Source organism: Oceanobacillus bengalensis (genome assembly GCF_003628445.1).
Taxonomy (GTDB): domain Bacteria; phylum Bacillota; class Bacilli; order Bacillales; family Amphibacillaceae; genus Oceanobacillus; species Oceanobacillus bengalensis.
Genome location: NZ_RBZO01000002.1, coordinates 65,394 through 89,572, shown reverse-complemented (window position 1 = coordinate 89,572; position 24,179 = coordinate 65,394). Strand labels below are relative to the sequence as shown.

At 36.4% G+C, this 24,179-nt stretch carries 30 protein-coding genes; 3 read left to right on the top strand and 27 right to left on the bottom strand.

Annotation, left to right across the window (positions count from 1 at the left end):
• Positions 1-246: 246 nt before the first annotated feature.
• From secA to D8M05_RS02045, 18 genes are all read right to left on the bottom strand, one after another.
• Positions 247-2,763 (bottom strand): preprotein translocase subunit SecA, encoded by a 2,517-nt coding sequence (secA, locus tag D8M05_RS02130; protein ID WP_121128188.1) that lies wholly within the window; start codon positions 2,761-2,763, stop codon positions 247-249.
• 178 nt (positions 2,764-2,941) lie between these two features.
• Positions 2,942-3,496 carry a ribosome hibernation-promoting factor, HPF/YfiA family gene (gene hpf, locus D8M05_RS02125; RefSeq protein ID WP_121128186.1) on the bottom strand — a complete coding sequence of 185 codons (555 nt, stop codon included), beginning with the start codon at positions 3,494-3,496 and terminating at the stop codon, positions 2,942-2,944.
• Positions 3,497-4,121: 625 nt separating this feature from the next.
• A complete protein-coding gene (fliT, locus tag D8M05_RS02120) occupies positions 4,122-4,475 on the bottom strand; it encodes a flagellar protein FliT (protein ID WP_121128184.1) in 354 nt (117 codons plus the stop codon).
• Between the two features lies 1 nt (position 4,476).
• Positions 4,477-4,872: a flagellar export chaperone FliS gene (gene fliS / locus D8M05_RS02115; RefSeq protein WP_121128182.1), complete on the bottom strand. Its 396-nt coding sequence runs from the start codon at positions 4,870-4,872 to the stop codon at positions 4,477-4,479.
• Positions 4,873-4,916: 44 nt separating this feature from the next.
• Entirely contained in the window at positions 4,917-5,282 is a 366-nt protein-coding gene (gene flaG / locus D8M05_RS02110) for a flagellar protein FlaG (RefSeq protein ID WP_121128180.1), read from the bottom strand.
• A 60-nt stretch (positions 5,283-5,342) separates the two neighbouring features.
• On the bottom strand, positions 5,343-5,570 hold the full coding sequence (csrA, locus tag D8M05_RS02105) for a carbon storage regulator CsrA (RefSeq protein WP_121128178.1): 228 nt from the start codon (positions 5,568-5,570) through the stop codon (positions 5,343-5,345).
• A complete protein-coding gene (gene fliW, locus D8M05_RS02100; protein WP_121128176.1) occupies positions 5,570-6,016 on the bottom strand; it encodes a flagellar assembly protein FliW in 447 nt (148 codons plus the stop codon). The genes csrA and fliW overlap by 1 nt, the downstream gene beginning before the upstream one ends.
• Positions 6,017-6,038: 22 nt before the next feature.
• Positions 6,039-6,602 (bottom strand): DUF6470 family protein, encoded by a 564-nt coding sequence (locus tag D8M05_RS02095; protein WP_121128174.1) that lies wholly within the window; start codon positions 6,600-6,602, stop codon positions 6,039-6,041.
• Positions 6,603-6,685: 83 nt separating this feature from the next.
• Positions 6,686-7,588, bottom strand: a complete 903-nt coding sequence (flgL, locus tag D8M05_RS02090; RefSeq protein WP_121128377.1) for a flagellar hook-associated protein FlgL — start codon at positions 7,586-7,588, stop codon at positions 6,686-6,688.
• Between the two features lie 10 nt (positions 7,589-7,598).
• The gene (gene flgK, locus D8M05_RS02085; protein WP_121128171.1) at positions 7,599-9,140 is read right to left on the bottom strand and encodes a flagellar hook-associated protein FlgK; all 1,542 of its coding nucleotides are present in this window, start codon (positions 9,138-9,140) and stop codon (positions 7,599-7,601) included.
• A 33-nt stretch (positions 9,141-9,173) separates the two neighbouring features.
• On the bottom strand, positions 9,174-9,665 hold the full coding sequence (locus D8M05_RS02080) for a flagellar protein FlgN (RefSeq protein ID WP_121128170.1): 492 nt from the start codon (positions 9,663-9,665) through the stop codon (positions 9,174-9,176).
• A gap of 28 nt (positions 9,666-9,693) precedes the next feature.
• Entirely contained in the window at positions 9,694-9,957 is a 264-nt protein-coding gene (flgM, locus tag D8M05_RS02075; RefSeq protein ID WP_121128168.1) for a flagellar biosynthesis anti-sigma factor FlgM, read from the bottom strand.
• Positions 9,958-10,030: 73 nt separating this feature from the next.
• Positions 10,031-10,414, bottom strand: a complete 384-nt coding sequence (locus D8M05_RS02070; protein ID WP_425454160.1) for a TIGR03826 family flagellar region protein — start codon at positions 10,412-10,414, stop codon at positions 10,031-10,033.
• A 130-nt stretch (positions 10,415-10,544) separates the two neighbouring features.
• Positions 10,545-11,225 (bottom strand): ComF family protein, encoded by a 681-nt coding sequence (locus D8M05_RS02065; RefSeq protein ID WP_121128164.1) that lies wholly within the window; start codon positions 11,223-11,225, stop codon positions 10,545-10,547.
• Positions 11,226-12,368 (bottom strand): ATP-dependent helicase ComFA, encoded by a 1,143-nt coding sequence (locus tag D8M05_RS02060; RefSeq protein WP_245985139.1) that lies wholly within the window; start codon positions 12,366-12,368, stop codon positions 11,226-11,228.
• Positions 12,369-12,814: 446 nt separating this feature from the next.
• The gene (locus D8M05_RS02055; RefSeq protein WP_121128160.1) at positions 12,815-13,657 is read right to left on the bottom strand and encodes a DegV family protein; all 843 of its coding nucleotides are present in this window, start codon (positions 13,655-13,657) and stop codon (positions 12,815-12,817) included.
• Between the two features lie 191 nt (positions 13,658-13,848).
• On the bottom strand, positions 13,849-14,541 hold the full coding sequence (locus tag D8M05_RS02050) for a response regulator (RefSeq protein WP_121128158.1): 693 nt from the start codon (positions 14,539-14,541) through the stop codon (positions 13,849-13,851).
• Between the two features lie 102 nt (positions 14,542-14,643).
• Positions 14,644-15,780 (bottom strand): sensor histidine kinase, encoded by a 1,137-nt coding sequence (locus D8M05_RS02045; protein WP_121128156.1) that lies wholly within the window; start codon positions 15,778-15,780, stop codon positions 14,644-14,646.
• Between the two features lie 124 nt (positions 15,781-15,904).
• Here D8M05_RS02045 and D8M05_RS02040 point away from each other — a divergent pair, with 124 nt between their 5' ends.
• A complete protein-coding gene (locus D8M05_RS02040; protein ID WP_121128154.1) occupies positions 15,905-16,552 on the top strand; it encodes a YigZ family protein in 648 nt (215 codons plus the stop codon).
• Positions 16,553-16,598: 46 nt separating this feature from the next.
• Here D8M05_RS02040 and D8M05_RS20060 read toward each other — a convergent pair whose 3' ends face one another.
• From D8M05_RS20060 to D8M05_RS02000, 9 genes are all read right to left on the bottom strand, one after another.
• Positions 16,599-16,748, bottom strand: coding sequence for a hypothetical protein (locus D8M05_RS20060; protein ID WP_183072681.1), 150 nt, complete (start codon positions 16,746-16,748; stop codon positions 16,599-16,601).
• A gap of 127 nt (positions 16,749-16,875) precedes the next feature.
• Positions 16,876-17,367, bottom strand: coding sequence for a VanZ family protein (locus tag D8M05_RS02035; protein ID WP_121128152.1), 492 nt, complete (start codon positions 17,365-17,367; stop codon positions 16,876-16,878).
• A gap of 174 nt (positions 17,368-17,541) precedes the next feature.
• Entirely contained in the window at positions 17,542-17,871 is a 330-nt protein-coding gene (locus tag D8M05_RS02030; protein ID WP_121128150.1) for a helix-turn-helix domain-containing protein, read from the bottom strand.
• A gap of 84 nt (positions 17,872-17,955) precedes the next feature.
• Positions 17,956-18,081 carry an anti-repressor SinI family protein gene (locus D8M05_RS02025; protein ID WP_245985136.1) on the bottom strand — a complete coding sequence of 42 codons (126 nt, stop codon included), beginning with the start codon at positions 18,079-18,081 and terminating at the stop codon, positions 17,956-17,958.
• 189 nt (positions 18,082-18,270) lie between these two features.
• Positions 18,271-18,924 (bottom strand): hypothetical protein, encoded by a 654-nt coding sequence (locus D8M05_RS02020; RefSeq protein WP_121128146.1) that lies wholly within the window; start codon positions 18,922-18,924, stop codon positions 18,271-18,273.
• Between the two features lie 22 nt (positions 18,925-18,946).
• On the bottom strand, positions 18,947-19,528 hold the full coding sequence (sipW, locus tag D8M05_RS02015; protein ID WP_121128144.1) for a signal peptidase I SipW: 582 nt from the start codon (positions 19,526-19,528) through the stop codon (positions 18,947-18,949).
• On the bottom strand, positions 19,525-20,331 hold the full coding sequence (gene tapA, locus D8M05_RS02010; protein WP_183072680.1) for an amyloid fiber anchoring/assembly protein TapA: 807 nt from the start codon (positions 20,329-20,331) through the stop codon (positions 19,525-19,527). The genes sipW and tapA overlap by 4 nt, the downstream gene beginning before the upstream one ends.
• Before the next feature lie 128 nt (positions 20,332-20,459).
• Positions 20,460-21,017 (bottom strand): TasA family protein, encoded by a 558-nt coding sequence (locus D8M05_RS02005; protein WP_121128140.1) that lies wholly within the window; start codon positions 21,015-21,017, stop codon positions 20,460-20,462.
• 72 nt (positions 21,018-21,089) lie between these two features.
• Positions 21,090-21,791: a TasA family protein gene (locus D8M05_RS02000; RefSeq protein ID WP_121128138.1), complete on the bottom strand. Its 702-nt coding sequence runs from the start codon at positions 21,789-21,791 to the stop codon at positions 21,090-21,092.
• 445 nt (positions 21,792-22,236) lie between these two features.
• Between D8M05_RS02000 and D8M05_RS01995 the strand changes: the two genes are divergently transcribed.
• Both D8M05_RS01995 and D8M05_RS01990 read left to right on the top strand, forming a co-directional pair.
• A complete protein-coding gene (locus D8M05_RS01995) occupies positions 22,237-22,857 on the top strand; it encodes a class D sortase (protein ID WP_121128136.1) in 621 nt (206 codons plus the stop codon).
• Positions 22,858-23,108: 251 nt separating this feature from the next.
• Positions 23,109-24,053: an LCP family glycopolymer transferase gene (locus D8M05_RS01990; RefSeq protein WP_121128134.1), complete on the top strand. Its 945-nt coding sequence runs from the start codon at positions 23,109-23,111 to the stop codon at positions 24,051-24,053.
• Positions 24,054-24,179: the final 126 nt, after the last annotated feature.

Here is a 24,179-nt window from a genome sequence, read left to right as displayed (position 1 = left end):
ACGTAGACTCCTTGAAAAAGAAAAGCACTTTTTCTGCGTGCGATGCGACGCTGACGTAGCCTTCTTTGTCCTACGGGAGGAAAGACCTAGATGAGCCACCTTCGTGCGTCAGCACAAAGGGGCTCATCAGCCGCCCGTGGAAAGCGACGTATATTTCCGTAGCGGGTATATTTTCTAAAATATTCCGTTTTCCCTATATTAAAAACACTTTTGTCCTAGCCTCTATTATCTTCTACTACTCAAAAATTAATTCTTACCATGACAGTTTTTATACTTTTTACCACTACCACACGGACATGGGTCATTTCTACCAACATCGACTTGCTTCACAAATGGCTTACGTACCTTTTTCTTACTATCATCGCCACCTGTAACTGCTTGTGTATTTTTCACTACTTCTTGACGCTGCAGGTTTTCGCGAATTTGAGCTTTCATAATGTATCTACTTACTTCATCTTCAATACTTACAATCATTTCTTCAAACATATGGAAACCTTCCATTTGATACTCGCGTAACGGGTCATTTTGTCCATATGCACGAAGATGAATCCCTTGTCTTAGTTGATCCATTTGATCAATATGGTCCATCCATTTTGTATCAACAGTACGTAATACAATTACTTTTTGGAATTCCTGGAACTGCTCTGGAGGAAGTTCCTCAGATTTTGCATCATATTTTTCTTGTACTTTCTTAAAGACATACTCCGTAATTTCTTCTGCTTCCTTGTCCTTCAAATCATTAACAGAAAGACTATCTTGATCAAGGAGGTTCCCTTGTGCATAATCAACGATTGCTTGAAGGTCCCAATTTGCCTCATCGTTATCTTGTGTATGTGTAGAAACAACACGTCCTAATGATGATTTAATCATTGTTTCGATAATCTCACGGATACTCTCATCAGCATCAATAATTTCAAAACGTTGTTTATAGATAATTTCCCGTTGTTCTCTAAGCACATCATCGTAGGAAAGTACTGTTTTACGGGCATCAAAGTTATTTCCTTCTACACGTTTTTGAGCTGATTCAACGGCACGAGATACCATTTTACTTTCGATTGGTTGGTTGTCATCCATTCCCAACTTGTCCATCATGTTTTTCAGGTTATCTGAGCCAAATCGGCGCATTAGTTCATCTTCCATCGATAAGTAGAATTGCGTAATACCTGGGTCTCCTTGACGTCCAGAACGACCACGGAGCTGATTATCAATTCGGCGAGACTCGTGACGTTCTGTACCAATTACAGCTAATCCACCAAGGTCTATTACACCTTCACCAAGTTTAATATCTGTACCACGACCAGCCATGTTCGTCGCAATCGTAACGGCACCTTTATGTCCTGCATTTTCAATAATTTCAGCTTCTTTAAAGTGATTTTTAGCATTTAAAACGTTGTGCTGAATTCCTGATTTTTTAAGGTATGCAGAAATGAGCTCAGACGTTTCAACAGCAACTGTACCGACTAATACAGGCTGTCCAGTTTTATGCCGTTCTTTAATCTCTTCTGCCACAGCACGGAATTTCCCGTCCATTGTTTTATAAATTAAATCAGGCCGATCATCACGAACGATAGGTTTATTTGTTGGAATGGCAAGGACATCCATATTGTAGATATTTCTAAATTCTTCTTCTTCCGTTTTCGCTGTACCTGTCATCCCAGAGAGTTTATCATACATTCTGAAGAAATTCTGGAATGTAATCGAAGCGAGCGTCATGCTTTCGTTTTGTATTTGCAGCCCTTCTTTTGCCTCAATTGCTTGATGGAGTCCATCACTATAGCGGCGCCCTTTCATTAAACGTCCAGTAAAGGAATCGATAATGACAACTTCACCATCTTGCACCATATAATCGACATCTTTATGCATGGATGCATGTGCTTTTAGTGCCTGATTAATGTGATGGGTTATGGTTACGTTGTCTGTATCAAACAGGTTTTCAACGTGGAAATATTTCTCCGCTTTATTAATCCCTTCTTCTGTCAGTTGAACACCCTTTGTCTTCTCGTCATAGGTATAATCTGTATCTGTATTCAGGGTCACTACAAAGCCATTTGCCTGTTGATAAAGTGCAGCAGACTTCTTAGCAGAACCTGAGATAATGAGTGGTGTTCTTGCTTCATCAATTAGAATAGAGTCAACCTCATCAATAATAGCAAAATGAAGCGGGCGTTGTACCATTTGATGTTTATATAACACCATGTTATCCCTTAAATAGTCAAAGCCAAATTCATTATTCGTTCCGTACGTAATATCACAATTATATGCTTCGCGTTTCTCTTCTTTTGTTAATCCATTTCCATTTAAACCAACCGTTAATCCAAGGAATTCAAATAATTTACCCATTTCCTTTGCATCACGGTCAGCTAGGTATTCATTGACCGTAATAATATGAACACCTTTACCCTCAATTGCATTTAAATATGCTGGAAGAGTGGATGCTAAGGTTTTTCCTTCACCGGTTTTCATTTCAGCGATATTTCCTTCATGAATCGTAATACCACCAATAAGCTGTACATTAAATGGACGCATGCCTAATACACGTTTTGATGCTTCACGAACTACTGCAAATGCTTCAACTAGCATATCATCAAGTGCCTCTCCACCAGCGGACCGTTTTTTAAATTCCTCTGTTTTTTGTTGCAATTGATCATCCGTTAATTTTTCTATATCAGATTCGAGTGACTCTATTTGATCTACCATTTTCTGCAATCGATTAAGTTGCTTTTTGCTGCCATCTCCGAAAATTTTAGTAAGTAATCCTGCCATAATAACGCTCCTCAAAATCAGTACTGTAATCCATTATTTTAATAATAACACTAGATAATAATTTATGACAACCGAATGGCGGTTATTTGTCGGTTGCTCCGTCAGAGGTGTGAGCAGATATGACAGAAAAACGACGATTAATTTATAATCGCCGTTTTCATCTAAATTATGCTTTTATTTATACACTTGGCTCAATTAATCCATATTTACCATCATTACGACGATAAACAACATTAGATTCACCAGATTTATCATTTGTAAATACGAAAAATGCGTGACCAAGCATGTCCATTTGCAATACTGCTTCTTCCGGATCCATTGGTTTTAAGTTAAATCTCTTTGTTCGAACAATTTCAATTTCGTCAATTTCTTCATCATTATTATCAAATGTTTCTCTTTCCATTTTAGCAAAGGCATGTTTAGGAGCACCGTTTTGTCTAACTTTACGATTTATTTTTGTTTTATATTTACGAATTTGTCTTTCGAGCTTATCAACAACAAGGTCGATAGCAGCATATAAATCTGTGCGCTGTACCTCCGCACGCAATAATAAATCTGTCATTGGAATGGTTACTTCAATTCGTTGCTCATCATTATAGACACTTAGATTAACATGTACTTCTGATGTTAGAGGTGTGTCGAAATATCTTTCCAATTTCCCAATCTTTTTCTCGACATACTCGCGTATAGCTGCAGTCACCTCAATATTTTCACCACGAATGTTATATTTCATAAAAGTGTCCTCCTTTCCTTATACTTATATTATACTACATTCATAACGGAAATTCCTGCCTAACAGTTAAAAATTATGTCTAAATTCGTTCTTTTTCCTGTGAACACCCGGACCTCAATCGCATCTTTTTTTCTTAAAGATAATTTCCTTTTTCAGATATTGTAAATTTAATTCATAGTTGATATAAACATCTGCGTAAGTGCTTTGTTGATTTTCGCTACGGGCAGTACGCTTTCCGCGGGCACGGCTTCAGCCCTCCTCGCGAGCAAAGATTGCTCACTGCGGGGTCTTCAGACACGTGCTTTTCCCGCAGGAGTCGACTGCCCTCCACTCCAATCAACTATTTTATCAGTGCTTAACTATGACATTATTTGAGTAGAGAGCAATATGTAGTGGAGGAAAGTCACGTAGACTTCTGCAGGAGGATAGGCCTAGGTGAGACTACGTAGTGCGTTAGCACGAAGAAGGCTCACCAGCCGCCCTAAGATGCGCGAAGTGTGTTTCCGGAACGATGTGTTTTGCACAATACCGAATTAAAGAGATCCGAAGTCTATATAAAATGCTAAAAAATGAGCAATAATTAGCCATATAAAAAAATCCCCTAGACTAAAAGGAGATTTTCACGTTATTTTTTCTTATCCATATACATTCCGTCCATAATTTGGACATTTTGATATGGGTTAACATATTTTTTATTTGAGGATTTTTGTTTTTTCACTTGTTTCATTTCAACTTTTAATTCTCCAAATAGCAATTGCATTTTATTTTGTACGTATTCATTTAATGGGATAAGCTGTGCACCCAACTGCTTTTCTTCTTCTGTGTATGGACTACGTACGGAATCCATGCATGTTCCTCTTTGTAGAACAAGCTCATTTAATTTTGTAATTATTTTTTCTCTTTCTTTCATGGGTGTCCGTTGATCCAATAATTCCTGCATTTCCAATGTTAGCTCATAGATGGGCCTGACTCTGTTCATATCATCCATTCGCACCTTGTGCATATTGCTGTTTACGAGATTGAAGAATGACCTGCTTCCAAGAATCTCTAAATTCTGTTACAAAACTTAATACTTCTTCTAAAAGGGCTCGGTCATTTTTAATATTCGCCTCTTTTAATTGAAAATGCATATATTCATATAGTGGTAGCATTTGCTGTGAGATTTCCACTTTTGTATCTAACGTAAGCATCAGCTCTTGAATAATATTTTGCGCCTTTTGAATATTTTTATTTTTGGCTTCATAATTGTTATCGTTTAAATCTTTCATGGCTTGTTTAATAAATTTCATACACCCATTATAAAGCATTAACGTTAACTCACCACCAGAAGCCGTGTTTACTGCATTGTTTTGGTATGTTTGATACGCTTTATTCATGTGAAAATTCACTCCTTAGTATTCCTATTACATTTATCCAGTACTCATATTTTTTTATCAATCAAAAGCCCCATAAAATCAGCCATTTTTGCGTACATGTCCAATAACTTTTTCTCTGGAATTTCTTTTATTACTTCGTTTGATTCTGAATTAACGATGGTGACATAATATTCTCCAAGCTCATCATGTAATTCATACTTTAAATTTGTCTGTGTTGGTTTGATAAATTCGTTTAATGAAAATACAATTTCTTGTACACTTTCTTTTTGAATTCTTTCATTCTCATTTTTTGCTAAAGGTACTACATGTTGTCTATCATTTTCAAAAGTGACTTTTTCCGTTTTCGAAGTTCTATCTAAGTTGTATTCTCCACGTGGAAGCCCATGTACATATAACTTATCGATTCCCATCCCCAAGAACCCCTTACTTGATAGTTATTTATTTTTTATATCGGTAAAAAGACGTACATTTTAAAGTTTATTTGTATCGTTCAATAATTTAATTACATCCAAATTAATATTAGCTGCTTCGCTATTTTGCTGTTCGATACCTGTGTATATTTCTTTTCGATAGATTTCAATTGATTTAGGAGCAGATATTCCCAATTTCACTTGGTCTCCTTCAACACTTATTACTTTTATTTCGATGTCATCACCGATTTGAATGGCTTCATTCGTTTTTCTTGATAGTATAAGCATTACTTAACCCCTTTCTTAACCTTAGGGGGAACAAAAGATGCTTTGATTGGATAATCTTCTTCACCAAAAATATACTGTTTCCCTATCATTTCTTTTGAATTAATGATTATTGGAGCTTTCAAGTTCAACGTACTCATTTCAAAGGGATTTCGGATTGTAGCAATAGATAGGGTAATGACATCTTCTACCGCTCTAATCTTAAGAGCTTCTAGGATAGAATCATCTAGCTCAAAGGTATAATCCTGATAGATTAGAAATGGATTTGTAACAATAAAGGCCGTATTTGCCGTTTTAACAGCTTGTAATATTTGAAGAAATGTATTATCTGGAAAATCAAGGAGCACAAATTCTGTTTCATCTAAGAAACCTGGAATACCAGTTGGAAATTTGATAATCTTATCTTCCTTTATATCAATTTCTCCCAAGTACTTTGTTTGCATTTTCATTATATGTATCTCCTCTGACAAATTATATTTCCACATTCACAAAATTTATTTCTAAACTAGGATGTTGCGATAACCGAATGTCTACCTTCCCTGGTTGATACTGATGTTCTACTTTATGTGCAGTTGCTTCTATTATGGCTTTATTTTGTTTAACATCAACCACTACTTCTCCAGGTTCATAATTCACCTTTACTGAAAAGGGTGAAGGGATAAAAGCAATATTAATCGGCTTCATTTCCTCAAATGCATTTCGGACCGCTTGACTGGCAACTATATTTCCAGCATGTTCAATTTTCATCATTTCCGTTCCTTCACTTGCACGTCTGCCAGTACCTTCCAATACTTTCTGTTTTCCTTCATCTGCAAACTTTTCATTCAACCTAAAAACATGCATCCTATTCATATCTTCCCAGGCTCGCGTTTGATCAATCTGCAACTTTCCTGGTTCCGATTGAATAGACATCGTTGCAGCTGGTTGTTGTATAGACAGTTCAGCTTTAGGTTGCCTAATTTCTTGTTTAGCATCTATTTGCTCGATTTGTATTTTTGCTGGTACCGATTGCAACCTTATTTGTGGTATTTGCATAACACTACACCCCTAATGTAGAACGAAACCCTAACCCTATCATGGGTTAGGGTGAAAAATTTCATACGTTCACTTTCTTTAAATCATCTCAGAAAATCTACTAAAGTAGGTTGTATAATTTTTGAACTCGTTGATAAAGCAGCACGATGCAGGCTTTCCTGTGTAATTAATTGCGTAATAACTTTAGCATAGTCAATATCTTCATTTTTTGACATGGTATCGATTGCTGCGATTTCCTGGTCTCCTAAACGATTTTCAATTAATTCTAGTCGATTCATACGAGCACCTAAATCTGCTCGGGTATTAACAAGACTATCAAAATTGACTTCCATATCTGAAATAGCTTCTGATATACCTTCTTGATTATCCTCATTTAAAGCTCCAATTAGTTTATCAATATCAGAAAATAATTTTGTTGTATCACCATTCTCTGTCATTTCACCAAACGCTTCAAATGGATCGGTATTGGTTTGAAGATACGTACCAGTCGCAACCTCAATTTTTACAGGTTTTATGTCACCATCTGTAATCGACAGTACTCCTTCTTTATCAAAAGGAGGAATACTAGTATTTGTCCCGTTGAAAATATACTTATCGTTTACTTTCGTATTTGCAATATCGATTAAATCTTGCTTAATTTGCTCTATCTCCGTAGCAATATTTTTACGCTGGTCAGCATCATACGTATCATTACTTGCCTGCTTTGTTAAATCACTAATCCTTTGCAGGGCACTTGTTGCTTGGCTTAATGCAGCGTCCGTATTTTCGAACCAATTATATGCTTCATTCGTATTTCTTTGAAACTGTTCTACTTTTACTACTTCTGTTCGGTATCCCATTCCATTCATCGCAGTAACTGGATCATCCGATGGTCTATTGATTTTTTTCCCAGTTGTTAGCTGGTCCATATATTTCCCTAACGCTGCATTACTTTGGGAGAGATTGCGAAGCATATTATTTGACAGCATTCCCTGTGTAACACGCACCATTATTCACCTACCTTCCTACTAATCCCATACTATTTATGATTTTATCTAGCATTTCATCCGTTGCAGTCAGACTTCTTGCAGCAGCGTTATATGCATGCTGGAATTTCAACATATTTGTCATTTCTTCATCAAGAGATACAGCACTTACAGACATGCGTTGGTTCTCAACCTGAGATAATAGAATCGTAGAATTTCCTTCCATTCGATTCGCTTCTTGGGCCCGTACACCGAGTTCACCAATAACAGATTCATAGAAATCCTTTATCGATGTTACTTCACCGTTCTCAAATGTTAAATCATCATTGAACACGTTCGCAAGCCTTAAAGCATTATTCCCATTCCCAGTAGTTTCATCTGTACTCGCTGCAAAAAGGTCTGGATTATCAACAATGGCTTGGTTCACTTTAATTGAACCAGCAGCTCCTTCTAACGTCTCTACTTCAAAAAAGACATTCGCATTCCCATCATTTGAATCCTCGATCCCATTTCCTTCACCATGAACCGCATTAAACTTCTCGGCAAATTTAAATGCCATATCATCTATTTGTTTCATCATATCGATATAGTCACCAGTAGATTCTCCGTCCTCAGCGCTATAACCATAAGCATCAATTAAACCGTTTAAAGAACCCTCTGTTTTTGGTGGAATCGCTAATGTTGCATTGATAGCACCATTTTCCGAATCAACAATATTTATCGCACTAATAGCCCGATAAGAATCCGCATCCGAATCAAGGTATTGAACCGATACCTCATTGTATCCACCAGCAGCACCATCAACGAGATTGATAGAATTCCCATTACTATCTTGCACGCTAATCGTCACAACTCCAGCAGCGACATCTTTCGCACGGTTGCTACTTTCTGTATATTTTACATCGATATCCATTACTTTTGACAGTTGATCAATGAGCTTGTCACGCCTGTCATATAGATCATTCGGTACATATCCATGAACCTCGAGCTTTTTCACCTCATTATTGATCTCATCAATTTGTTTTAGTGTCGTGTTCATATCACTTACCGAAGTATCAATTTGTTGTTTTAAATCTCCACGAATGTTACGTAAAGATGTTGAGAGATAATTAAAAGTATCTGCTAACGCTTGTCCACGTTGTATAACAACCGATCTTGCACCAGAATTCTCTGGATTAGCAGAAAGATCCTGTAACGATTGCCAGAACTGATCCATTGTTGTGGATAATCCTGTCTCTGAAGGTTCTTTTAAGACATTTTCCATTCTACTAAATGAATTTGACTTCGTTTCCCAATAGCCAACTAAACTGTTTTCCCCACGAAATTGCGTATCTAAAAATTCATTACGAATGCGTTGTATAGAGCCTACATTTACTCCCGTTCCAATTTGCCCAGCAATTAGCGGACGGTTACGTGATGCAGATGGGTATGGAGAAGCCGTTTCAAAATCAACACGCTGTCTCGTATACCCCTCTGTATTCGCATTAGCAATATTATGTCCTGTCGTATACAATGCCGATTGTTGCGCAAATAAAGCTTGCTTTGCCATTTCTAAACCATGAAAGGTACTCATTTTGTGACTCCTTTAACCTGTAGAATCGTTTTACTATGCTTGTGAATCAAATATTGAACGGCTAGCCCGTTCAGATTCATTCTTTTGTTTCCCATAATTCAGTTTCGTAATGGAAGGCTGTAGGACATCTAGTGATAGCTGCACAAATTGCATCGATTGATTCAGTAACGTTTGATTTAATTGTTCCTGTTGCTTTAAAGCAGTAATCACTTCCGTTAATTTCGTTGTCACTGCAGCAATCGTTTCCTTATCCGCTTCCTCTTCCAAACCATCAAGGATACGTGAAATCGTCATATCTTCTAAAGACAAGTTCCGTGAAGTAAACCATTCCTCAACAATTACCCTACGCTTGTCCTCTACTTGTTCTACTTTTCGTATTTGCTTCCGTTCTTTAGCAAGAATTGCCTGAAGTTTCTCCACAGAACCTTCTTTTATCACTTCCGTTTTCTCCTTCGATACGTTTAGGAGTTCTTCATGCATGAGCACTAATTGCTCCAAAGATTGAATAATAGGTAAAACGGACAAAATGACAACCTCCTCTTTATATGCTGTCTTACTTATTCGACCAGAAATCAATCATTTTGATTGCGGTTTTCTCTGCATTCACTTTATATTCACCAGACTCGACAGCATTCTTAATTTCTTTAATATATGCTGCACGTTGCTCATTCGGTTTTTCAGCTTCTTGTAGTTTCTTCGCTTGCGTCGAAATCTCAACTTGATCCTGCTTTTTGATTTCCTTTTGCATTGCTGCTTGTTTTTGTAAAATCTTATTGTATGGATTGAAGTTTGGTTGATTAGGGCCATTTATTTTCATAATGACTCACCCCTTTTTTCGATCATTTTTCATCTATATCTTATATCGGCATCGTTCCCGAATTGTTAAAGCATTAATCCCTGCGTTTGTTTAATGTGAAGTAAGTTTTTGCCGCTTCTTTTTCCTCGCTATGTAACTTCTCGTTACGATTTTCAATTTCTTCCTGTATATCCAATTCTTTTTTTAATTCACTTGTACAATCTGTGCATAGTTTCCCACTAGTAATTGGTGCCATACAACGCTCACAAGGATAGTTTAGGTTCGGAAATTGAGATGGTAATAACCGCTTTTCTTTTATAAATTTGGTAATATACCATTCTTCAACACCAGTAGCTTCAACAATCTCATACATTGTAGCTTGGCGATTTTTTTGTTTTCTTAGAAATTGATAAACCGTTTGATAGGCGTTTTCTTCTTCTCTATAACACGCTGGACAGATGTCGCGAATATTTTTCAAAAAAACAGCTCCACAGCGTGAGCAATTAGCTAAATCAGCCATAATAATCCCTCATTTATCATTATTATAACACGTAGTAGAAACTTCTTCTCGGAAAGTCAAACCATTTACGTTCCGTAGAAAATCACAGCTATCCTCTGATTAATGTTAATGAATAAACAGTTGAACTTCCACTAGCTTTCAACGTTGTTGCTGCATGTCTTAAAGTCGTACCTGTTGTATATATATCATCGACCAAAATGACCGACTTGTTAACCCTTTCGCTAATAAAAAATGGATTTTGCCCTCCAATTCTTTCAATTCTTGTCTTTTTTGACTGCTTTTCACCATGAATACGAGACATTACATCCATCATTTCAATCGGTAAAAATTGTGCGAGCATTTTTGCTTGATTGAAGGAACGTTCCTTTTCCCTTTCTGTACTAAGTGGAATCGGCACGGCAACGACATCTTTTCCAAGTTGTGCGAAATTCTCTTTAAAAGCTTGTATAACATATTCTTTAAATACATTTCCTAAAAGATAATCCCCGCGATATTTCCATTTGGCAATCACGTCCTGCATAAATGTGTTATAGCCGAAAATAGAATAATTCCATTTAATACTATCCATTTCTCCTTGCCTCTCCCAGCGTTTACAATCAGCGCAAGTAGGAGCAACCGTCATCCGACTACACCTCTTGCATCGATTACCAATTAGTTTCTGAAGCTTTCCCTCACACATTTCACATAGTATTCGTTTTTTCTCTCCTTGAAACAGATTTTTCCAACTAATCTCAGGGATCATTTCTCTATCGCACCATAAGCACTCCATTTAAAAACCTCCCCGCTTATTCATTTTCTTGATGGATTCAATAGCTTGTTCCATTGCTTCTGTCTTTCCATCATGGAAAAACATCACCTCACCAGTTGGGTCATCTGGACTTCTTCCAGCTCGGCCTGCTATTTGCACAAGGGCGGCTTCATCAAATACGGAGTGCCCTGCATCCAGTATCGCAACATCAACCGATGGAAACGTAACCCCACGCTCTAATATTGTCGTGGTTATTAACACAAAAATTTCCCTTTTACGGAACATTTGGACCTTCTCCGCGCGTCTAGCGTCATCCGCATGAACGGAATGTAGTACTTCTTCTGTTGAAATTATTCCTTCCTTCGCTAACAGTACTGCAAGCTTGTCTTTCATTTTGTCTGCCAAAGCTATCGTTGGGACAAATATTAAGACCTGTCGATTCGGGTTTTTCCTGTTTTTAATCCAGGTGACAAATGGAGTCGGTGGTGAGAATTGCAGTAAATCTTTCTTTAATGTAAAACACATTTTCTTAACAGGAACGGGTAATGGATGGCCATGAAATCGTACTGGCACAAAGACATGAGGAAGTTTATTACGATGAATTAATATTCGCTGATTTTTTCTAGGTGTTGCGGTTAAATAGATGGTTGTGCTCATGTGTGTTTTTGCACGGTCTGTGGCAAATGGTAGGGACGGGTCAGCGTGAAAGGGAAATGCATCAATCTCGTCAATAATCATTACATCAAAGGCATCTTTGTAGCGAAGCAATTGATGTGTAGTAGCGATAACGAGCTGTGCCGTGCCCTGCTTCGTTTCACTTCCACCATAAAGGGCTTCAACCGTAACACCGCTAAATGCCTGCTCGAAACGTGGAAGCAACTCCCTTACAACATCCGCTCTTGGTGTGGCAATACAGACACGTTTCCCACTACGAACTGCTGCTGTAATTCCAGGAAAAAGCATTTCTGTTTTTCCAGCTCCACATACTGCCCAAGTCAAGATTTCCTTTTCCTTCGTTCGTATCGCTTGCACCATTCGATCTGCCGCTTTTTCCTGCGCCTCGGTTAGCTCCCCCTGCCAAGAACAAGGATTTTCATGTTCTGGCCACTGAGGATTAGGGCCTTTCCATTCAAATAAGTTCTCACACGCCATTACACGTCCCATTTCGATACATTTCCTGCAGTACAGATGGGTTTTATTACAAGATGCACATGGGATTAGGCCAAATAAGGATTTCTTTTGATTGCCACAACGCATGCATTGACTGGAGAAATTTTTTCTTGAAATTGATTTCCTTGGAGTAAAAAAATTTGATTGGATAAGTTGTTGGAGGAGGCTTTCATCTAGATGAATTTCATGCCGTAACAGGAGTTTACCTGCGTAACGTATTGCGAGGTCATGAGGATTAGGTATCTCAGGAGGAAAGGCTTCTGATTCAACCATATTATCACACACTTTCTAAAGAATTTGCTACCAACCTAAGGCTGGCAGCATACATCATTTATAAAAAATAATTGCCAATGATTGCACTTGCGTCTACTAGCTTATTCGATAAAGTGAATTCTTCGGTCCAAGCCAGGAAAAACGAATTCACGCCTGAAGTTGACTTGCTATTTCGTATACCAACCAACACCAATTGCACCCTCACCAAGATGGGTACCAATTACAGGACCGAAATAACCAATGCTCGTTTCGATTGCTGGATACTTTTGTGAAAATTCCTCACGTAACTGATTTGCAGATACTTCATCGTTAGCATGGATAAAAACAACTTTTAAATCCTTCCCTTGACTTGCATCTTCTTCCAACATGCTAGTAATTCGATTCAGTGCTTTTTTACGTGTACGAATTTTTTCAAAAGGAACAATCACTTTATCAACAAAGTGTAAGATTGGTTTTATTTGCAACAAACCACCGACAAGTGCCTGTGCTCCACTTAATCGCCCACCACGCTGTAAATTCGTTAAATCATCTACCATAAAATAAGCACGCATCGATGCTTTCATTTCATCAAGTCGCTCAATAATTTGTTCGGCTGTTTTGCCCTTCTTCGCAAGCTCCGATGCTTCTAATGCATAAAACCCTTGTGGGAAGCAACTTATTTCAGAATCATATGCATATACATCAATTCCTTCTACCATTTCACCAGCACTAATGACAGCCTGGTAAGTTCCACTAATTGCACTTGAGAGGTGAACAGAGATAACTGCATCATAATCTTCCCGAAGTTCTTCAAGCTTGGCCACAATTAGACCAATTGCAGGCTGTGATGTAGTTGGTAACTCTTTCGCCTCTCTCATTTTCAAGTAAAATTCTTCGGATGTTATATCTATTTCTTCTTGATAGGATGCATCATCAAATACGACATTTAACGGGACCATATGTATATGATGCTCTGTACGCATGTCCCCAGGAATATAAGCTGTACTATCCGTCATGACAGCTACCTTCATTATATCCTTCTCCTCTACATTTATTGGCTCATTTATGAGGTAAACAAATTGTAGCCGTTTTTCTTTTTATTTTACACGAAACATACAAAAAACGCATGAATAAACTTAGTCTTCACTTGATACATAGAAAAATACCCTCATACATTGTATCAGGGTGTCTTTTCCTTTACATAATTGAGGCAGCTTTAAAACTATATCACTTCTACCCAGCCATTCCGTATAGCAGACACTACTGCTTGGGTACGGTCATTACAATTCATTTTTTGCAAAATATTACTTACATGGTTTTTAACGGTTTTCTCACTTATGTAAAGTGTCTCTGCAACAGCGCGGTTACTTTTACCATCAGCTAGCAATTGTAATACCTGGCACTCCCGTTTTGTAAGTAAATGCAATGGCTTGCGATACTCAATACCACGGTCAGTAATGGAAGATGTGTTTTCTTTTGCTAAACGACGATATTCATTTACTAAGTTATGTGTAACCTTTGGATGTAAGTATGAACCACCTTCGCTAACAACTTTAATTGCTTCGACCAAAGAATCTGCATCCATTTCTTTTAACAGATATCCTTGTGCGCCCGTCTTTAATGCGTGGGTTACATAACTTTCATCGTCATGAATGGAAAGAATAATTACTTTCGTATTCGGGAAGTACTTTACTAAATCGGATGTAGCTTCCACCCCATTAATTGTTGGCATGTTAATATCCATTAATACGACATCTGGATTGTTTTCTTTCACTAATTTCGCAGCCTCTGAACCGTCATCCCCTTCAGCAACAACATGAAAGGATGGTTCAAATTCTAGGATTCGTTTTACACCTTCGCGAAATAATTTATGGTCATCTATTAGAATAATTTTAATCTTTTTCTCTGTGTTCATTCTTCTCTTTCTCCTCCTAGTTTCTCTAATAACCCAGCTATTGGTTCATAATTAGAAAAAAACAAAAGTTAATTAAGATCCTTTTAATCTATTATAACGTATTTAACACGAATAGGGTACATGAATCGAAACAGTTGTCCCTTTCCCTATTTTAGAATCAATCATTAGTTTACCCTCAATCATTTCAACACGCTCTCTCATCCCCATCAATCCAAAGGAATTGTCTTTCTTTGTTTCTGGATCGAAACCCTGCCCATTATCTTTAATCAACATGGTTAAATAATTCGATTGAATTTCCAATTTCACTTGGATAAGAGTAGGACGTGCATGTTTAATTGCATTTTGTAGGGATTCTTGCATTAATCTAAAAAAGGCTATTTCATATTTTTGCGGCAATCTTTTTTCTTTCCCTATTATGATAAATTTAATTTCCATTTTATGATAATCTGCAGTTGTTGCAATATATTTCCTGATGGTTGGAACCAATCCAAGATCATCTAAAGCCATTGGCCTTAAGTCATAAATGATCCGCCGTACTTCATACAATGATGTCCTTATCATTGTTTTAACACTCTTCAATTCATTTATTACCTTATCAAGGTCACCATTACGAGATATTTTTTCCACAATTTCTGAACGAAGCAATATATTTGCCAGCATTTGAGCAGGTCCATCATGAATTTCCCGAGATATTTTTCTACGCTCTTCTTCTTGTGCCTCGATAATTTTCAAACCAAATTCTTGTTTTTCTTTCGCATCTTCAATCATCTCATTTACTCGCTTGAAATCATCCTGCAAATAATTGAGAATAACAGAAATTTTACTTGCTAATCCTTCCGCGCGGTCAATCGTACCAGCTAAGCTTATGAGTCTTCTTTCTAAGTCATCTCGCTTGTCACGCAATACTTTCTCTTCGTGTCTAAGCATTGCGAGTTTCGTTTGCATTGCATGTGTTTTTTCGTATATTTCCCTAATATCGCTTTCAGAATATTTCTTGAAATACTTACTAACTTCAGCTAATCGCTGTCTGGAAAGCTTTACCTTTTTCTCAAGTTGGTCACCATTTTCTATGTGTTGGATAACTTTTTCTTTTGTTTCTTTTAATTCAATAACAAGTCGTTCATATTCAGAACGTGCACCTTCACTAATATTAAATATTTCGTCCTTACTATTTTCGACTACATCAATCATTTCATCAATCACATGATCCAATGCTTTGTCACTAAATTTAATAGCCATCATTTTCCACCAACCTATGTTATAATTATACGTAAATTTTTCATTTTTTGTGGGGTTATTTTTTATTATTTTTTATAAGTATTTTTCTAAAGCGTTATACTAATCCATGTAGGAGGATTTATAGATGTTATCTAATTATTATACTGTAAAATTGGAAGGTAATGACGAATTAACTATCCAAAAATCCCGATTTATTGGATACGTACGCAGGGTAGAGACAGAGGAAGAAGCCCAAACCTTTATTCAAGAAATAAAAAAGAAACATCATGATGCCACTCATAACTGTTCAGCATATATTATCGGGGAACATGATGAAATACAAAAAGCAAATGATGATGGGGAGCCAAGTGGTACGGCAGGTGTTCCAATGTTAGAGGTATTGAAGAAAAAACATCTCAAAGATACTGCAGTTGTTGTCACTAGGTATTTCGGGGGCATTAAGCTCGGTGCTGGTGGTTTAATCCGCGCATATGGTTCCACAACATCTCAGAGCATTGCCACGACTGGAATTGTTAAACGCCAACTTATGCAAGGGGTTCAGGTAACCGTTGAATATGGCCTGCTTGGAAAACTTGAGAACATGTTAAGAAACTCAGAACATATTTTAGATAAGATTAATTACGTAGAGAATGTAGAATTTCTTGTTTACGTTAAAGACGGAGAGGAAGAAAGCTTCAAAGAATGGATCATCGATTTAACCAGTGACCAGGCGACCATTTCTAGTTTAGAAGCAAAATATGTGGAATTGGAAGTGACCTCTACAACAGATTGAAATAGTAAAAGCTACATCTCATATTGAAATGTAGCTCTCTTCACTTTTATGATTGCGTGCGTTGGCTTAAAACTTTATTGCTTGTTAATTCTCGTACTAGCTTTTGTATTAATTCTTCCGCAGAATTAATTTTGCGGCTTTCTGTTTCGTCAATGACTTCTTTCAACATTTTCTTATACTTTTCTTGTTCCCCCATAACAGGAAATCCCGCCCTTATTATATTTTACCTATTCTACCATTCTTGTAATATATCAAATCAAGGATGAACTTGTCGTAATCTATCATATTTAGAATATTTTATCACATAAATAAAAAGAATACTATTAATTTTTTGTGTCCATTTTCCACCAACGTAATATAGAAATACATAGGATAGCAATACCTGCCCCAATGCTATCAATTATCACGTCCCCAACATATGGTGTACGGTTCGGCGTCATCCCTTGGTGAAGTTCATCTGTAATAGCATATGCAACACTTAATAAAAAGGAAATAAAAATGGCCTTTTTATATGTAAGATGAGTTGTTTTCACAATGGCAAAATAAAAAAGACATAACAAAACAAAGAATACCCCAAAATGCGCACCCTTCCGAATAAAAAATTCGATAAAACCATTTATCCCCAGGGCATCTACACTTACCAGTGATTGGTTATAAGTAAAAGTTATCCAGCTGACAAGGGGTTCTAAGAAAGAAAAATCAATGAAACTTCCTAACAAAGGTTTAATATCTTGATTCTCATATGGTGTGGATGATGATATAAAAATAATCCCCATCCAGCCGACTGGTAGTAGCCAATATAGTATTTTTTTCATAGGTCACCTAACTTTTTGATACTTTCCGTAATTGTTTTTTTGCTTATAACACAAAACAATCTTTAATGATGATTATTATAGCAAGAAGCAGTTGATTGTACGTTTTAAGTTTGGCTCAACAGCACAAAAAAACCGCAAGCAGTGTTTGCTTTCGGCTTTTTAAGAAGAAGTATGTTAACTATCTTGTTTTTTTCGCCATTTATTGAACTCTAAGTATTCTTTAAATTGTTCTTTTGAAACACCTGATTCCATTGCTTCCCTTACAATGGTTAACCATTCCGTATCCAACTCGGATGGATCTATATTTTCACTATTATTAATTATGTCGTTTACAGAGACACCTAATACGTGACTAATCTTCTCGATAAATTGGATCGATGGATTTGATTGCAGATTTCGCTCGATCGAACTTAAATATGATTTCGCAACGCCTGCTTTTTCGGCAAGCTCTGAGATAGACATTTTTTTATCCTGGCGTAATTGCTTAATTTTTTCACCGATCAAGTCCTCTCACCCACTTTCAATCGGTATTATACCATAAACCAGGAGACAAGTTCTATATATAGCACAATCTTTTTTTGTGAATAATCATTTTTTTCTTTCTATATGAAAAAAAGCACGTATTTCTTCAAGCGTCAAGCCTATTTCTTTAGCTTCTTTCATTAATGCAATCCATTCCTGGTCCAGTATTATATTCCCCAATACTTTTTCCAACTTTCCGTCCCCCATTATAATAAATTATCGAATCAGCCTTCTTACCTATAGATTACCTATTCCGTCTATTACTATGTCCCCTTTTATTCAGATGATTCAAATTTTTCTACATCAATCATACTACAACCTCATATTCATTGGTATGACTACTTTTGTCGGATTAGAACTAGTTTTGTAGAGGGATGGGAATTATAGCTTATCTATACTTTTTAATTTTCTATTGTAAAGGAAAAATAGTCCTATAACGGTTCCAGTAACTAAAAGTATCAAACCAACTAACAAATAGTTAAAAATATTAGTTGCTGTACTCGGTAAAGCTAGACCACCTGATTCATCGCCGCTATCTATTGAGCCAGTTACTTCTTCTTCCTCACTTTGTTCACTATAATCACTTTCAGCTTTAAAAAAAATGGTGAATTCAGCTTCTAACCCTTGAAAGTCATTACCTAAATGTTCAGGAAACCTCACGATAAATTCTAATTCATCTTCTTCACCCGGTTGAAGCTCTCTTGGTGATACACCATTAAAATCAGATAATTTACCATTGTATAATTGAATATTATCATCGGTTACTTCTAGTATTAATTCGTTATACAATTTTAACGACTCACTATTAGGTTGAACACTAGTGATATATTCAAACTCGATTTCACCATTATTCTGAACGACAGCAGTTCTAGGTGCCCAGTCACCTGGTTTCATATTCGTTATTTCAAATAGTATCGTTTCTGGCAATACATCAATAGACAACGTATCCTCAGCTGAGGCTTTAGGGATATTCAATATATAACAAGCAAATAATATAGTTAGAATAAATGATAACACCACTCTATTACGCTTCATAAACATCTTCCTCTATATGGATTTATGAATTCGGAACATCCACTGGCTTATTTTTCTGATCATCTAGTTCCCTAATTGCTCTCCAAATAGTAAATCCAGAGTAACCTAACATCAGTAAACCTGGTACAATTAGAAATGCAATGCTGCCATTTGGTGATTGAGCAAAACTAGAAATATAGCCAACATAAGGAATTGTTACTCCACTGTATACTGCTACAACATTCTCCGCTAGCACTGGACTGGAATCAGCTGCATTGTTGTTATCCCCTTTTGTTGTATAAATCACGCCATTACCAGTAGTCTTACTATCAACTATCCTATGCGTTACCAGTTTATCCTCAGATTCCATGAATGTAATAACGTCACCTTTCTTTAAATCCCCACGTTGTTCATCTGCTATCGGTTTGACTGCGATAACTGAACCAGTTTGAATATCTGGTTCCATTGATCCTGATAACACTGTCTTCAATTGGTATCCAAAAACTTGCGGATCCCCACCAGTTAGTTTTGCTGTAACAGCTAAGAAGGCTACACCAATTAACAAAATCATTAGTACACCTGTTACAAATCGATTTAACCATTTAAAAACTGTTTTCTTTTTCAATTTCCTCCACCTTCCTCAGTTATTGTTTCGTCTTCTATCCCTTCTAATTCTTCAATCTCCTCTTCTTCTTTCTCAGTATTTGTTTCGTTTTCAATCTCTTCTTCGCTTGTTTCTGTATTATTTTCGTTATTTTCTACGACTTCTTCTTTTGTTTCTAAATCTTCTTTAGCATTTTCATGTGCTTCAGTATTCTCCACCGCTTCATTTAATGTATCGGTATTTTCCCCTTGTTGTTCGTCTGTAACAATACTTTCATCTTCCTTAACTTCCTGATCAGATTTATTTGGTTCTTGACCAGAACCACAATCTATTCTGATTTCTTTGCTCCATAACTTCAAATTACTGTCACTTTGTTGATAAATAAGAAAAGCATATCTTCCTGGTTTACTAGCTTTATAAGTGAGTTCGGTTGACTTACCACTTTCTATTGATTCAAACGTACCTACACCGTCTTTTGCTCCCTTAGTTGGATTACCTTTTGCAATATAATAAACTTCAAAACTACCATTTTCATTCATATCTCCTGGTCCATTATTTTTTACGATAGTTTTAATTTCAATGGATTTGCATGCATCAATATTTTGATTACCTTTAGTAGTGAATTCTAATACGAATTCTTCTGGCTCCCAAAAGCCAGCTTCTATTTTTCCACTTGATTCCTCAGAGTTCGTAAATACTGCCGCCGTGTTAGATGTTAAATAAGTCGTAGAGAATATTAGTGCATACCAAATGAGTACAATTTTTGTTGTAAACCAGAACCAGCGATATTTTGTTTTAAACTTACGCAATCTACTTTGTCTCACTTGTATCTCCGTCCTTTTTATGGGATCACTAGTTATACAGATTATTTATGTGTATTCCTAAAAACATTATCTTGTAAGACTCTTAGGACTACACACAATATAGTCCAATAGAATAAGTCCCTGAAGACTTAGTTATCTGTTTGCATTGCTTCAAAGGTCCAGACTAACTCTAATGAATTCCCTTGATATTGGTTTTGCTTTTCATTCGTTTTCATAAATTCAAATTCCACATAAACATCTATATTTTTATCAGCACCGAAATTTTCGATTAACACTGTTGGATTATCTACAATGTCATACAAAGTAATATTTTCGTTTTCTTCCAAAACGCTAGTATCATTTACTTTCAATGCTTTTATAATTATTTGACTTCCAAAGTCGTTTTCACTCGCTTCTTCATCATTTACTTTATAATTCGAGATGAGTTTGACATCTCCAATTTCTAATGAACCATCATTTGATAATTGAAAGGTATAATCAAAAGTATCTCCAGGCATTTTATTTTCAAATTCAAAAAGTATTCCTTCATCATTAACCTCTGTAACACCTAAATCCAATGTTCCTGATACAATTTTGTTAGTAGTTACTTCCGTATCACTAAAATACGCAACCGTTCCACCACTAACCAATGCCATGCCTATTAATCCAGTAGCCATTCCCATTGCAATATTCTTCTTCCAACTCAAGGGAATCCCTCCTAATGTTTAGATATGTATGAATGGAAGACGAGTTAACTCGCCTTCCCGTTTAAGAAATTCTTATTTTTCTTCTCCATCAGTTTGGAATCCTTCAAATGTCCATTCAAGTTCTAAATCAAGATTTTGAAGATCATTTTGAGCTTCTCCTGTGTCATTAAATCTAAATTGAACATCAAAGTCAGCTTTTTCGCCAGCAGCAATTCCTGTTATTTCTTCAGGAACATTTTCAAATACAGGATCTACAGTTACCCATTTACCGAAGATTGGCCAAATAATCCATTCCCAATAATCGTAACCTTCTTCTGTCATAATCCTTTCAATATCAACCTTGGTAGCTAAATCTTCTGGAGTTAAATCACGTAAATCCTTTAAAGACACTTCAAAAAGAACTTCGTAATCTTCATCACCAGTTGTGTTCTTAAGGAATTGAACATACAGTTGTTCTGCATATTTATCTTCTAATGTAGAACCAACAGGCTCACCATCTTTTGTTACTGTATAATTAGTTTTAAGATCAACATATTTCATATCCAATGTTCCATTGTTTTGTAATTCAAACGATCTTGGCATCCAGTCACCTGGTTTTAAATTATTCATCGGTACTTGTACAGTTGGATCAACATCCAATTGAATTGTTCCTGATGCAAATGTATTTGATTGTGCTGCAGTATCACTAAAATATGCAAACGTTCCTCCACCAATTAATGAAACACCCAATACCGCTGATGCTACACCCATACCTAATTTCTTTTTAAGACTCATAATCGAATTCCTCCCAAAATATAATTTTTTAATAAAGCCATTTCTTACATACTAATAACAATTGCTATCGATAGGACATCTTCCCTATCCACTTCTTCTCAACATTGTTAGACTTAGAAGCGTTCAATTGCCTCCTTCCGTATGTATAATCCACATTTGTTCTCTTTTAAAACAATTTCGTTTGTTATAAAGAACAACATAATTGGAGTATAGGACATTTTTCATATTTAGAAAAACTTCAAATTCAGCCGTTTTTACGTTATTAAGAACAAATCCCTTTAATTTACTCATTAATTCTTTGCAATACTTAGTTTTTCATTTTATTTAAATCTTTATAAAGAACGCAAACATCATAATTAATATTATTAATTGAATATTTTATTGATTCAACTGTCTATAATGTATATACTTTATATAAATTGTAAGTAATAAGGAGATTTCCCAAATGAAAAAGTTTTCCATCCTATTAATTTCTGCTGGAGTATTTTTCTTAGCTTTTGGTGGGTATCAATGGTTCGCAACAGAGAAGGCGCAAAAAGATAGTTTGGCTGAAGCAAAGGCATTGTTAGAAGATGATGATGGCGAAGAACTTTCTTTACACTCAAAAACAGTGTCAGCTTCTTCTTCAGATTCCTCATTAGAAGAGGCGGAATCCTTTTCTCCTGCTACTGGTGAAACAGTCGGTGTTCTACATATCCCCAAATTAGGGGAAGACCTTGCGATTGTGGAGGGAACGGATGAAGATGATCTTGCACGAGGTGTTGGTCATTACAAAGGAACGGCACACCCTAGGCAAGGAGAACAAATCGTTCTCTCTGGACATCGTGATACTGTTTTCCGAAGAATGGGTGAATTAGAGATTGGTGATATTTTTACAATAAAACTTCCGCATGGGGAATTCTCCTACGAGATTACAAAAACACAAATCGTTGATGCAGATGACCGTACCATTATTCGCCCACAAGGAAAAGAAGTCTTAACCGTTACAACATGCTATCCATTCGATTTTATTGGAGATGCACCTGATCGCTATATTCTTACAGCACTTCCGGTAGAAGAGGAGTAAATGAATACAACCATTGAAGAGGCAGTTTTCTACACGCCTCTTTTTTTTGCCTGAAAAAATCTGTTTAACATTTCATTAATTACACAAGATAAGGTGGAGACAACCTTTATCATACGATTAAATAATGAAAAAATTGCAAGAAGTCCATAGACTATCTATTCTAATTCGATTATAATCTAGACAAGATATGTTATTTTTATACAGTATCAGACAAAATTTGTTAGGAAAAGGAAATTAAAGGAGATACGAGAGTGGATTCTAGATCAAACAAAAGAAACACAAAGAAAAAACGTAAATGGCCATATTGGGTTGGGGGGATTATCCTTGCAATTATCCTAATAATTGGTGGAACCCTTTTTTATTTATGGAATCAAGTTGGTAACACTGTTGAAACGATGCATAGTCCACTAGAAAGAAACAATAATCCAGAACGACAAACTGAAATTTCAAATCGTTTTAAAGAGAAGGATTCCATTAACGCACTTTTATTAGGAGTTGATGAACGCGCGGGTGATCGTGGTCGTTCCGATACAATGATTTTATTATCTCTCAATCCGAATACAAACTCCATGCTTATGCTAAGTATTCCAAGGGACACATATGTGAATATTCCTGGTCGCGGAATGGATAAGATTAACCACTCCTACGCTTTTGGCGGAACGGATTTATCTGTCCAGACAGTTGAAGAAACATTCAATGTTCCAATCCATGTATACGGTAGGGTCAATATGGAAGGATTCCAACAAGGAATTGATGCCCTCGGTGGTGTCACTGTTCAAAATGACTTGGCATTTACCCAAGACGGAACAACTTTCCAAGAAGGCAATATTCATTTAGATGGTAAAGAAGCACTAAGTTACATTCGCATGCGTAAACAAGACCCAAATGGCGATTTCGGACGAACCGAAAGACAACGTAAAGTAATTGCTGCAGCGATCGATGAAGCTGCTAGTTTCTCTAGTATTACTAAATTTGGTGATATGCTGGAAATTCTCGGTGGCAACGTTCAAACCGACTTAGACATGAATCGAATACAAACATTGTTTACCGATTACATTGGTACACGTAAGAACATTGAGACAATGAAAATTAGCGGAAACGGTCAATTAATTGGCGGTATATACTACTATGTTGTTCCTGATGAAGAATTCGGTCGCATTACAACAGAAATCAATGAACATATGGAAGCTAGGTAATAAAAAAAAGTGCAAGCGCCCGTTTAACGACGTATGGGCTGGAATGAGCCGAAGGAGATAAAGGAAACACGGTGAGCGTAAGCAAATCGATGTTGACTTATTGTACGGGGGTGAGGGAAGTCCACT

Bases quoted from the DNA above. Each gene is read 5' to 3' on its own strand.
- secA (WP_121128188.1), bottom strand. From the start codon at position 2,763: ATGGCAGGATTACTTACTAAAATTTTCGGAGATGGCAGCAAAAAGCAA.
- hpf (WP_121128186.1), bottom strand. From the start codon at position 3,496: ATGAAATATAACATTCGTGGTGAAAATATTGAGGTGACTGCAGCTATA.
- fliT (WP_121128184.1), bottom strand. From the start codon at position 4,475: ATGAACAGAGTCAGGCCCATCTATGAGCTAACATTGGAAATGCAGGAA.
- fliS (WP_121128182.1), bottom strand. From the start codon at position 4,872: ATGAATAAAGCGTATCAAACATACCAAAACAATGCAGTAAACACGGCT.
- flaG (WP_121128180.1), bottom strand. From the start codon at position 5,282: ATGGGAATCGATAAGTTATATGTACATGGGCTTCCACGTGGAGAATAC.
- csrA (WP_121128178.1), bottom strand. From the start codon at position 5,570: ATGCTTATACTATCAAGAAAAACGAATGAAGCCATTCAAATCGGTGAT.
- fliW (WP_121128176.1), bottom strand. From the start codon at position 6,016: ATGAAAATGCAAACAAAGTACTTGGGAGAAATTGATATAAAGGAAGAT.
- D8M05_RS02095 (WP_121128174.1), bottom strand. From the start codon at position 6,602: ATGCAAATACCACAAATAAGGTTGCAATCGGTACCAGCAAAAATACAA.
- flgK (WP_121128171.1), bottom strand. From the start codon at position 9,140: ATGAGTACCTTTCATGGTTTAGAAATGGCAAAGCAAGCTTTATTTGCG.
- flgM (WP_121128168.1), bottom strand. From the start codon at position 9,957: ATGAAAATAAATGGCCCTAATCAACCAAACTTCAATCCATACAATAAG.
- D8M05_RS02065 (WP_121128164.1), bottom strand. From the start codon at position 11,225: ATGGAGTGCTTATGGTGCGATAGAGAAATGATCCCTGAGATTAGTTGG.
- D8M05_RS02060 (WP_245985139.1), bottom strand. From the start codon at position 12,368: ATGGGACGTGTAATGGCGTGTGAGAACTTATTTGAATGGAAAGGCCCT.
- D8M05_RS02055 (WP_121128160.1), bottom strand. From the start codon at position 13,657: ATGAAGGTAGCTGTCATGACGGATAGTACAGCTTATATTCCTGGGGAC.
- D8M05_RS02050 (WP_121128158.1), bottom strand. From the start codon at position 14,541: ATGAACACAGAGAAAAAGATTAAAATTATTCTAATAGATGACCATAAA.
- D8M05_RS02045 (WP_121128156.1), bottom strand. From the start codon at position 15,780: ATGGCTATTAAATTTAGTGACAAAGCATTGGATCATGTGATTGATGAA.
- D8M05_RS02040 (WP_121128154.1), top strand. From the start codon at position 15,905: ATGTTATCTAATTATTATACTGTAAAATTGGAAGGTAATGACGAATTA.
- D8M05_RS20060 (WP_183072681.1), bottom strand. From the start codon at position 16,748: ATGGGGGAACAAGAAAAGTATAAGAAAATGTTGAAAGAAGTCATTGAC.
- D8M05_RS02035 (WP_121128152.1), bottom strand. From the start codon at position 17,367: ATGAAAAAAATACTATATTGGCTACTACCAGTCGGCTGGATGGGGATT.
- D8M05_RS02020 (WP_121128146.1), bottom strand. From the start codon at position 18,924: ATGAAGCGTAATAGAGTGGTGTTATCATTTATTCTAACTATATTATTT.
- D8M05_RS02000 (WP_121128138.1), bottom strand. From the start codon at position 21,791: ATGAGTCTTAAAAAGAAATTAGGTATGGGTGTAGCATCAGCGGTATTG.
- D8M05_RS01995 (WP_121128136.1), top strand. From the start codon at position 22,237: ATGAAAAAGTTTTCCATCCTATTAATTTCTGCTGGAGTATTTTTCTTA.